General features: G+C 73.4%; 10 protein-coding genes. 4 read left to right on the top strand and 6 right to left on the bottom strand.

Annotated features, from left to right (window positions below):
• Positions 1–275: 275 nt before the first annotated feature.
• Both ACFWP3_RS28185 and map read right to left on the bottom strand, forming a co-directional pair.
• Positions 276–923 (bottom strand): heme oxygenase (biliverdin-producing), encoded by a 648-nt coding sequence (locus ACFWP3_RS28185; RefSeq protein WP_384226386.1) that lies wholly within the window; start codon positions 921–923, stop codon positions 276–278.
• Between the two features lie 128 nt (positions 924–1,051).
• Positions 1,052–1,909 carry a type I methionyl aminopeptidase gene (map, locus tag ACFWP3_RS28180; RefSeq protein ID WP_384226384.1) on the bottom strand — a complete coding sequence of 286 codons (858 nt, stop codon included), beginning with the start codon at positions 1,907–1,909 and terminating at the stop codon, positions 1,052–1,054.
• A gap of 81 nt (positions 1,910–1,990) precedes the next feature.
• On the opposite strand from map, the gene ACFWP3_RS28175 reads away from it, so the two are divergent.
• Positions 1,991–2,236 (top strand): hypothetical protein, encoded by a 246-nt coding sequence (locus tag ACFWP3_RS28175; protein ID WP_384226382.1) that lies wholly within the window; start codon positions 1,991–1,993, stop codon positions 2,234–2,236.
• A 7-nt stretch (positions 2,237–2,243) separates the two neighbouring features.
• Here ACFWP3_RS28175 and ACFWP3_RS28170 read toward each other — a convergent pair whose 3' ends face one another.
• Positions 2,244–2,879 (bottom strand): hypothetical protein, encoded by a 636-nt coding sequence (locus ACFWP3_RS28170; protein ID WP_384226380.1) that lies wholly within the window; start codon positions 2,877–2,879, stop codon positions 2,244–2,246.
• Between the two features lie 129 nt (positions 2,880–3,008).
• Between ACFWP3_RS28170 and npdG the strand changes: the two genes are divergently transcribed.
• The gene (gene npdG, locus ACFWP3_RS28165) at positions 3,009–3,725 is read left to right on the top strand and encodes an NADPH-dependent F420 reductase (protein WP_384226377.1); all 717 of its coding nucleotides are present in this window, start codon (positions 3,009–3,011) and stop codon (positions 3,723–3,725) included.
• 102 nt (positions 3,726–3,827) lie between these two features.
• Positions 3,828–4,010, top strand: a complete 183-nt coding sequence (locus ACFWP3_RS28160; protein ID WP_384226375.1) for a hypothetical protein — start codon at positions 3,828–3,830, stop codon at positions 4,008–4,010.
• A 7-nt stretch (positions 4,011–4,017) separates the two neighbouring features.
• Here the strand turns inward: ACFWP3_RS28160 and ACFWP3_RS28155 are convergent, their stop codons facing one another.
• The gene (locus ACFWP3_RS28155; RefSeq protein ID WP_384226372.1) at positions 4,018–4,818 is read right to left on the bottom strand and encodes a site-2 protease family protein; all 801 of its coding nucleotides are present in this window, start codon (positions 4,816–4,818) and stop codon (positions 4,018–4,020) included.
• Positions 4,819–4,891: 73 nt separating this feature from the next.
• Between ACFWP3_RS28155 and ACFWP3_RS28150 the strand changes: the two genes are divergently transcribed.
• Positions 4,892–8,236 (top strand): BTAD domain-containing putative transcriptional regulator, encoded by a 3,345-nt coding sequence (locus ACFWP3_RS28150; protein WP_384226370.1) that lies wholly within the window; start codon positions 4,892–4,894, stop codon positions 8,234–8,236.
• Positions 8,237–8,293: 57 nt separating this feature from the next.
• Here the strand turns inward: ACFWP3_RS28150 and ACFWP3_RS28145 are convergent, their stop codons facing one another.
• Positions 8,294–9,148, bottom strand: a complete 855-nt coding sequence (locus ACFWP3_RS28145; protein ID WP_384226368.1) for an ABC transporter permease — start codon at positions 9,146–9,148, stop codon at positions 8,294–8,296.
• Complete coding sequence (locus ACFWP3_RS28140) at positions 9,145–10,146, bottom strand: ATP-binding cassette domain-containing protein (protein ID WP_384226366.1); 1,002 nt, start codon at positions 10,144–10,146, stop codon at positions 9,145–9,147. The genes ACFWP3_RS28145 and ACFWP3_RS28140 overlap by 4 nt, the downstream gene beginning before the upstream one ends.
• Positions 10,147–10,238 lie beyond the last annotated feature (92 nt).

Raw genomic sequence — 10,238 nt, 5'->3', positions numbered from 1 at the left:
CCAACCCAGCCCCAGCCCGCCCAGCCACCCCCACCCCCCCCCCCCCCCCCCCACCCCCCCCCCCCCCCCCCCCCCCCAAAACCCCCCCCCCCCCCCCCCCCCCCCCCCCCCCCCCCCCCCCCCCCCCCCCCCCCCCCCCCCCCCCCCCCCCCCCCCCCCCCCCCCCCCCCGGGGCCCCCCCCCCCCGCCCCCCCGGGGCCCGGCCCTGGCTACCGGGGCCGCCGGGGTCCCACCCCCCGGGCCCGGCCCTCCGTACGCCGACTGCCCCGCGGGGACTAGGCGCTGAGCCGGAACTGCTCGCCCAGCTCGCGGAAGACCGCGCCGTTGAAGTCGAAGGCGCGCTTGCACTCGTCGACGATGCGCTGCTTCTCCAGGTCGTCCGCCGCGATGGCGTCCAGCAGCTCGCGGTAGGTCCGCTTGAAGGCGGCCGGGTTGGAGATGTCCGCGAAGACGTAGAAGCGGACCCCGTCGCCCTTGCGCTCGAAGCCCCAGGTGCGCTCCGCCTTGTCGCGGATGATCTGGCCGCCGGAGAGGTCGCCGAGGTAGCGGGTGTAGTGGTGGGCGACGTAGCCGCCGGGCCACTCGGCCGAGCACTGGGCCACCCGGGCGGCGTAGGCCTCGGTCGCGGGCAGCGCCACGACGTGCTCGCGCCAGTCCGGGCCGAGCAGGTGCGCGAGGTCGCGCTCGATCTCGGCGACGCGCATCAGCTCGGGCTGGATGAACGGACCTGCGACCGGGTCGTCCTTGAGGGACTCGGCGGCGTCCTCCAGGGCCCGGTACACGAACCACAGCTGCTCGGTGTAGCGCGTGTACGCATCCACTCCGAGGCGACCGCCGAGCAGGTCGCTCATGAAGGTCGACGTCTCTGCTTCGGTGTGCTGCTCGTGCGAGGCGACGCGGATGACCGTAGAGAAGGCGTCCAACACGGACCTCCAGAAAGAGTAAACAGACGTGGCGGCATGCCCGCCACGTCCGATCCTCCTACTTAGGCATGCCTAAGTCAATGAGTTCCCGACGCCTTGTCGGTAAAAAGCGGCGGCCGCGGACGCGGCTACGGAAGCGTCAGGATCTCCGCCCCTTCGTCCGTCACGACGAGCGTGTGCTCGAACTGCGCGGTCCGCTTGCGGTCCTTGGTGACGACGGTCCAGCCGTCGGCCCACATGTCGTACTCGTGGGTGCCCAGGGTCAGCATCGGCTCGATGGTGAAGGTCATCCCGGGCTCGATGACGGTGGTGGCGTGCGGGCTGTCGTAGTGCGGGATGATCAGGCCGGAGTGGAACGACGAGTTGATGCCGTGACCGGTGAAGTCCCGGACCACGCCGTAGCCGAAGCGCTTCGCGTACGACTCGATGACCCGGCCGATGATGTTGATCTGGCGGCCCGGCTTGACGGCCTTGACGGCCCGGTTCAGTGCCTCCCGGGTCCGCTCCACGAGCAGCCGCGACTCCTCGTCCACCTCCCCGCACAGGTAGGTGGCGTTGTTGTCGCCGTGGACCCCGCCGATGTACGCGGTCACGTCGAGGTTCACGATGTCGCCGTCGCGCAGCACGGTGGAGTCCGGGATCCCGTGGCAGATGACCTCGTTCACCGAGGAGCACAGCGACTTGGGGAAACCCCGGTAGCCCAGCGTCGACGGGTAGGCGCCGTGGTCGCACATGTACTCGTGAGCGACCCGGTCCAGCTCGTCGGTGGTCACCCCCGGCGCGATCAGCTTGGCGGCCTCCTCCATCGCCTGGGCGGCGATGCGGCCGGCGGTGCGCATGGCCTCGATGGTCTCGGCCGACTGCACCTCCGGTCCGGTGTACGGGGTGGGTGCGGGCTTGCCCACGTACTCGGGACGGCGGATGTTTCCGGGAACGGAACGGACGGGAGAGAGCTCGCCTGGTACGAGCAGCGACTGGCCAGACATGCAAGCGAGTGTATCCAGCGGGGATGGGGCAGCATGGCGGCAGAGAGCGGTAGCGGCGGTATCGAGAGGAGCCCGACAGCGATGGCCCTGTTCAAGAAGCGCCAGGTGGGCAAACCGGGCGAATGGTACTACTGCCTGGTCCACCAGAAGGTCGAGGAAGGCCCCGAGTGCCCTGCCAAGGACCGCTTCGGTCCGTACGGGACCCGGGAGGAAGCGGCCCACGCCATGGAGACGGCACAGGAACGCAACCTCGAATGGCAGAACGACCCCAAGTGGAACGACAAGTCCCGGGAGGAAGGCGGCGGCGCCGCGGGCACGGCGACCTGACGGCGGGCTACCAGCGGCTGGGCGGCGGCGCGGTCAGCTGATCGGCCAGCCGCGCCAGCCGGTCCCGGAAGCGGCGCGGCCCGCGCTGCGCCGGCAGGCTGTTCTCCCCGGCCGCCGCGCTGACCAGGTGCTGCAGGGTGTCCAGATCCATCCCCCAGCCGTCCGCGGGCAGCGGCGTCCCCTGCGCGGGGCCCGCCGGCACCGAGAGCGCGTCGTGTGCGAGCGCGCCCAGGTCCGGATCCCCGCCGTCCAGCGACAGTACGGTCGCCCCCGCGCGCCGGGCGTCGTGGACGCGCTCCAGCAGCCCCTCGCCCGGCTCCCCGGGAGCCACCACCAGCACCGTGTGCCCGCGCCGGGCGGCCGCCAGCCTGCCCAGCCCCACCGACAGGTGCGGCGGCTGCCCGGGCCGCACGCGGTGGCGCACGAGGGTGGGCGCCAGCTCCGGCAGCCCCGACCAGGCGGCCTCGTCCACGAGGTGCGCGGCCAGGTGCCAGGGCTCGTACCGCTCGGTCCCCACGAGCAGCAGGTTCCCGCCGGCCGGCACGACCGAGCGGCGCAGCGAGCCCGCGAAGCGGCGGGCGGCGCCGGGCCACTGCGTACCGGCGAGGACCTCGCGCAGCAGCGCGACTCTCACGGCATCCATGGCGGCATCCTGCACCATCAACCGGACAAGCGTGACCACTTCGCCCCCCTCCCCACCCCCTCCTTTCCCTCCTCCCTTCTCTCCTCCCTTCTCTCCTCCTCTGAGGTACTCGGCAGTACCCTCGCCCCCATGACCTCCACAGACAGCACGCAGCAGCCCCCGGCGAAGGCCCCCGCCAAGGACCCGTGGGACCTCCCGGACGTCTCCGGCCTCGTCGTCGGCGTCCTCGGCGGCACCGGCGACCAGGGCCGCGGCCTGGCCTACCGGCTCGCCCGGGCCGGCCAGAAGGTGATCATCGGCTCCCGCGCCGCCGACCGCGCGCACACCGCCGCCGAAGAGCTCGGCCTCGGCGTGGAGGGCGCGGACAACGCCGAATGCGCGCGCCGCAGCGACATCGTGATCATCGCGGTGCCGTGGGAGGGCCACGCCAAGACCCTCGAAGCCCTCCGCGAGGACCTCGCGGGCAAGCTCGTCGTGGACTGCGTCAACCCGCTCGGCTTCGACAAGCAGGGCGCCTACGCCCTCCAGGTCGAGGAGGGCAGCGCCGCCCAGCAGGCCGCCGCCCTGCTCCCGGACTCCCGCGTCACCGCGGCCTTCCACCACCTCTCGGCGGTCCTGCTCCAGGACGAGTCGATCGACGAGATCGACACCGACGTCATGGTCCTCGGCGAATCCCGCGCGGACACCGACCTCGTCCAGGCCCTCGCCGCCCGCATCCCGGGCATGCGCGGCGTCTTCGCGGGCCGCCTGCGCAACGCCCACCAGGTCGAGTCCCTGGTCGCCAACCTCATCTCGACCAACCGCCGCTACAAGGCCCACGCGGGCCTCCGCATCACGGACGTCTGACCGGGCGGGCCGGCCGGACGCCCGCCCTTACGGGAACACTGCGGGGCATGGGAGACACTGGAGGGGCTCGGCCCCGTTCAGTGTTTTCGAGGAGCTCCTTCCATGCCCCGCCTTGCCGTCTTCGCCGTTGTCGTCTGCGTTCTCGCCATCGCCGCGGCCGTCGTCGCCTTCGTCGAGGGCAGTTTCATAGGGATCGTCTGGGTGCTGCTGGCCGGGCTCACGTCCAACATGGCCTGGTACTACATCCGCAAGGCGAAGGCCGAGAAGGCGGCCCGCGCCTCCTAGGGGCGGGCTAGCCCTGCGGGACCTCGCACAGGCCGTCGGCCTCCTGCCAGAAGCGGTAGAGGTCGCGGCCGCAGTACGTCTCCAGGTCCGACACGCCCAGGCCGGTCAGGATGTCGCGCACCACGTCGAAGAAGAACGCGTTGACCTCCGGGATCCACAGCAGAGCGAACACCGCGATCAGGCCGAACGGCGCCAGCGGCTCCACTTCGCGGCGGATCCGGTACGGGAGCCAGGGCTCGATCACCCCGTAGCCGTCGAGGCCCGGCACCGGCAGGAAGTTCAGGATCGCCGCCGAGACCTGGAGCAGCGCCAGGAAGGCCAGCGCGTAGCGGAAGGCGAGCGGGACCCCGTCCAGGGCGTCCAGCCAGAACGGGGCCGTGCACACCACGGCGAAGGCCACGTTGGTCAGCGGGCCCGCCGCCGAGATGAGGCTGTGCTTCCAGCGGCCCTGGATGCGGTCGCGCTCGATGTACACCGCGCCGCCGGGCAGGCCCAGCCCGCCCAGGATCACGAAGAGCACCGGCAGGACGATGCTGAGCAGCGCGTGCGTGTACTTGAGCGGGTTCAGCGTCAGGTAGCCCTTGGCGCCCACCGACAGGTCGCCGCCGTGCAGCGCGGTGCGGGCGTGCGCGTACTCGTGCAGGCAGAGGGAGACCACCCACGCCGAGGTCACGAACAGGAACACGGCGAGCCCGGTGCTCGTCGAGTACCCCGTCCACACGGCCCAGCCGGTGACCGCCATGACGGCCGCGATGCCGAGGAATACGGAACTGATCCGCCGCTCTCCGCGGCTGCCCTGGTGAACCATGCCGCGAAACCTATCCCGGTTGCCCTACGGAAATAAGGTCGGGGCCGGGCGCCGGTCCGGGGACAATGGGCCGGTGCGTTACGCGATTCTCGGTACGACCCAGGCCATGCGCGACGACGGGAGCCCCGTCGCCGTGGGCGGAGCGCGCCTGCGGGCGCTGCTGACCGCGCTCGCGCTGCGGCCCGGCCGGGCGGTGACGGCGCACCTGCTGGTCGCCGAGGTGTGGGACGGCGACCGGCCGGCCGACGCGCCGGCCGCGCTCCAGGCGCTGGTCGCGCGGCTGCGGCGGGCGCTGGGGCACGAGGCCGTGCGCTCCGCCGAGGGCGGCTACCTGCTGGCCGCCGACCGCGAGGACGTCGACCTGTACCGCTTCGAGCGGCTGGCCCGGGCCGGCGCCGAGGCCCTGGAGAACGGGGACCCGGCCAAGGCCGCCGCCCTGTACGAGGAGGCCCTCGCCCTGTGGCGCGGCCCCGCCCTCGCCGACCTTCCCGACCCGGCCGCGGAGTCCGCGCGCTGGGACGCCGTACGGATGGACGCGCGCCGGGGCCGGATCGCCGCGGCCCTGGCCCTGGGCGGGGCGGAGCAGGCCCTGCCGGAGCTGACCGCGCTGTGCGCGCGGCAGCCGCTGGACGAGTCCCTGCAGGCTCTGCGGATCCGGGCGCTGCGCGACGCGCACCGCCCGGCGGAGGCCCTGGAGGCGTACGACACCGTCCGCCGGGACCTGGCCGCCCGCCTGGGCACCGACCCGGGCCCCGCCCTGCGCGCCCTGCACGCCGAGCTCCTGAACCCCCGGCCCGAGCCGGTCCCGCACTCCGCCTCCGAGCCGCCCGGCCGGTTCAGGCCCGGGCCGTCCGGGCCGCCCGAGCAGCCCGGCCGGCAGCCCGCGCAGGGCAACCTGCGGGCCCGGCTCACCACCTTCGTCGGGCGCGAGGAGGACATCCGCGACATCGGCGGCGACCTCGCCCGCGCCCGGCTCGTCACTCTGCTCGGCCCCGGCGGGGCGGGCAAGACCCGGCTCTCCCAGGAGGCCGCCGAGGCGCAGGACCCGGACGGCTGGCCCGACGGGGTGTGGCTCGTCGAGCTGGCACCCATCGACGGGCCTGCCGACCCGGAGGACGTGGCCGAGGCCGTGCTCGCCGCGCTCGGCGCGCGCGAGACCAAGCTGCGCGGCGCCGCCGCCGAGGAGCTGCGGGCGCTGACCGACCGCACCGGGGACGACCCCCTCGACCGCCTCGCCGAGCACTGCGCACGCCGGCGCCTCCTGCTGCTCCTCGACAACTGCGAGCACGTCGTCGAGGCCGCCGCCGAGCTCGCCGAGCGGCTGCTCACGCACTGCCCCGGCATCCGGATCCTGGCCACCAGCCGCGAACCCCTCGGCGTGCCCGGGGAGACGCTGCGCCCGGTGGAGCCGCTGCCCGACCCGGTCGCGCTGCGGCTCCTCGCCGACCGCGGCGCCGCCGCCCGCGCCGGGTTCACCGTGGCCCAGGACCCGGCCGCCTGCGCCGAGATCTGCCGCCGCCTCGACGGGCTGCCGCTGGCCATCGAACTGGCCGCGGCCCGCCTGCGGCTGCTCACCCCGCGCCAGATCGCCGACCGCCTCGACGACCGGTTCCGGCTGCTGACCAGCGGCAGCCGGACCCTGCTGCCCCGGCAGCAGACCCTGCGCGCCGTCGTCGACTGGTCCTGGGACCTGCTGGAGGAGCCCGAGCGCACCGTCCTGCGCCGGCTGTCCGTCTTCGCGGGCGGCTGCGACCTCGCCGCCGCCGAGACGGTGTGCGCCGGGGGAGTCCTCGACGTCGCCGGGACGCTCGGCTCCCTCGTCGACAAGTCCCTGGTCGTCGCGGCCCCCGGCCCCGACGGCTCCGACATGCGCTACCGCCTGCTGGAGACGGTCGGCGAGTACGCCGCCGAGCGCCTGGCCGAGGCCGGCCGCGACCGGGAGGACACCGAGCGCCGCCACCTCGTCCACTACCGCGAACTGGCCCGCACCAGCGAGCCGCTGCTCCGCGGCCACGGCCAGCGGGCGGCCGCCGACCGGCTCGCCACCGAGTACGAGAACATCCGTACCGCCCTGCGCAAGGCCGTCGCCGCCCGCGACGCCGACGAAGTGCTCTGCCTCATCCACTCGCTGGGCTGGTACTGGCACATGCACGACCTGCGCGCCGAGTCCCGGCACTGGAGCGACGCGGCCGCGGCCCTCGGCCCCGACCCGTTCGCCGGGCCGGTGGTCGCGCCGGCCGAGCCGGTGTACGAGCGGCTCGTCGACAGGCCCCCGCCCTACGCCGGCGAAGCGCTCACCGAGGCCTGGCGCGCCGTCCACCTGGTCCGGCTGGCCTCCCGCGACCAGACCAAGGCCGACTGGAACAGCCCGGACGTCCGCGCCCAGGTCGACGGGGTGATCGCCGCCTACCGCCCCGGACTCCCGCAGACCTGCCGGACCCCCGCCTCCCTCTGGGTGTACGCCGTCATGATCGCGGGCGATCCCGGACGGCTCCAGCGGGTCATCGACGCGACCGTCGACACCGCCCGCGAGCTCGGCTACCGCTGGGAGCTGGCCTCCGCCCTCCAGCTGCGGGCCAACATCCTCGCCAACCGGGCCGACTGGGCCGGCGACGCCTCCCGCGACGCCGACGAGAGCCTCGCCCTGTTCCGTGAGCTCGGCGACGCCTGGGGCTGCGCCGAGGCGCTCTCCGCCCGCGCCGAGTCCCTGGAGAAGCGCGGCGAGTACGCCCTGGCCGCCCGGGACTTCCGCGAGGCGATCGCGTACGCCGAACGCCTGGGCGCCAAGGCGCAGGTGACGGTCCTGCGGGTACGGATGGCCGGGACCCTCAGCGAGAGCGGCCGGATGGAGGAGGCCGAGGAGATCCTCACCGGGATCGTCGCCACGGTGCAGCAGTACGGCAACGAGGCCATGCCTGCCGCCCGGATGTTCCTCGCGGGCATCCTGGGCCGCACCGGCCGCATCCCGGAGGCCCGCGCCCATCTCCAGACCCTGCGCGACGAGTTCGCCTTCGGCGCGTTCGCGATCTTCGACGGCTTCCTGCTCGGCACGCTGGCCTGGCTGGCGAACCAGGAGGGCGAGTACGAGGAGTCGCTGACCCTGCTGCGCCAGGCGATGGCCACCGTCCAGGACCCGCTCGCCCGGATGGTGGCGCCGCAGATGCCGACGGTCTACCTGGTGACCGCGGCGTGCTCGCTGGCCGCGCTCGGCGGCCCGCGGCGGGAGTACGACGCCGCCCGGCTGCTCGGCGCCTACCGGGCGCTGCTGCCGCCCGGGCACTTCCCCGTCAGCACGGAACGCGAGGACGCCGCCCGTGTGGAGGAGCTGGCGCGGGCGGCGCTCGGCGAGGCCGGCTACGAGGCGGCGTACGCCGAAGGCGGCGGCCTCACCCTGGAGGAGGCCACCGCCCTCATCTGACCCGGCCCCCGGCCGGAGCCCGTCCGGGACGCGATCCGGAACGGACCGGTCCGCGGATCAGGTCTTCTGGCGGAACTTGCGCACCGCGAGCGGCATGGTGACGGCGGTGATGGCGACCGACCAGGCGAGGGTCATCCACACCGAGTCGCCGACCGGACCCCCGTTGATCAGGGCGCGGGCCGCGTCGGCCAGGTTGGACAGCGGGTTGTAGTCCGTGAAGGACTGCAGCCAGCCCGGCATCGTGGACGGCGGGGCGAAGATCGAGCTGCCGAACTGCAGCGGCATCAGGACCAGCATCGCCATGCCCTGGACGGCCTGCGCGGTCTTCATGGTGAGACCGAGCAGGATGAAGATCCACATCAGCGAGGCGCCGAAGACGGCCGAGAGGCCGATGGCCAGGAACAGGTCCAGGACCGAGGACTTGATCGACAGGCCGAGGATGAAGCCGACACCGAGCAGGATCGTGATGGCCACCATCATCCGGCCGAGCTCAACGACGATCTTGGCGAGGAGTACGGAGGACCGGGCGATCGGCATGGACCGGAAGCGGTCCATCACGCCCTTCTTGAAGTCGTCGTTGACCCCGGTGCCGACCGCCATGGCGATGTTCATGCCCATCATGGCCATCAGGCCCGGGACCACGTAGTTCACGTAGTCCGCCTGGTTGCCCTTGCCGGAGATCGCGCCGCCGAAGACGAACACGAACAGCAGCGTGAAGATGATCGGCATGAACAGGACGTCGAACATCGACTCGGGGTCCTGCTTGATCTGCAGGGCGTTGCGGCGCACCAGGGCGCCGATGTGCCGCAGGTTGGCCCGCAGGCCGATCCGGCCCTCCCCGGGCAGAGGGGCCGCGGCGGCCCGGACGGGCGTGTTCCCGGCGGGCTGCTTCGTCGTGGTTACCGTGCTCATGCCGCGACTTCCTCGGTCATCTCGGTGGTGGGCTTCTGGCCGGTGATCGACAGGAACACCTCGTCCAGGCTGGGCAGGTAGGTGCCGAGGTCGGCGATCGCGTACCCGCGGGCGGCCAGCAGGCCGACCACCGCGGTCAGCTGCTCGTCGCTCAGGATCGGCACCAGCAGGACGCCCTCGTCGGGCACGGCCTGCGAGCCGGCCACGCCGTCGAGCCCGGCCTCGGCCAGCGAGCGGGCCATGCCCGGCAGGTCGGCGGAGTCCACGGGGCGCAGCCGCAGCGTGCGGCCGCCGACCCGGGCCTTCAGCTCGTCGACCTTGCCGTTGGCGATGACCTTGCCGCGGTCGATGACCGTCAGCTCGCTGGCGAGCTGCTCGGCCTCCTCCATGTACTGGGTGGTGAGCAGCACGGTGGCGCCCTCGGCGACCAGCCGCTGGACCTCGTCCCACACCTCATTGCGGGTGCGGGGGTCCAGGCCCGTCGTCGGCTCGTCCAGGTAGAGCACGGCCGGGTTGCCGATCAGCGAGGCCGCCAGGTCCAGGCGCCGGCGCATGCCGCCCGAGTAGTTCATGGCGGCCTTCTTCGAGGCCTCGGTCAGCGAGAACCGCTCCAGCATCTCGTCCGCGCGCGACCGGGCGTCCTTGCGGGACAGGTCGAGCAGCCGCCCGATCATGTAGAGGTTCTCCCAGCCGGAGAGCTTCTCGTCGACCGAGGCGTACTGGCCGGTGAGGCCGATGGTGCGGCGCAGCTGCCGGGGCTGGCGGACCACGTCGAAGCCGGCGACCCGGGCCGTGCCGGCGTCCGGGACGATCAGGGTGGACAGGCAGCGCACCAGGGTGGTCTTGCCGGCGCCGTTGGGTCCCAGGACCCCGAGGACGGTGCCCTCGCGGACGTCCAGGTCGACACCGTCCAGGGCTTTCGTCTCGCCGTAGTGCTTGACCAGCCCCCGTACTTCCACGGCGTTGGGGTTCTTGTCGTTTCGCGTCATGCCCACCATGGGACCAGGTGCCACTGACAAAGCACCGACAGCCGGCCGACAGGCGTGCGACGGCCCGCCGACATCGCGTCGGCGGGCCGTCGGTCGCTGCC

Origin of the sequence: Streptomyces sp. NPDC058525 (genome assembly GCF_042719495.1) — a bacterium.
In the GTDB taxonomy this organism is placed as follows: domain Bacteria; phylum Actinomycetota; class Actinomycetes; order Streptomycetales; family Streptomycetaceae; genus Streptomyces.
The sequence above is the reverse complement of the archived record's forward strand: the minus strand, read 5'-3'. Positions and strand labels throughout refer to the sequence as shown.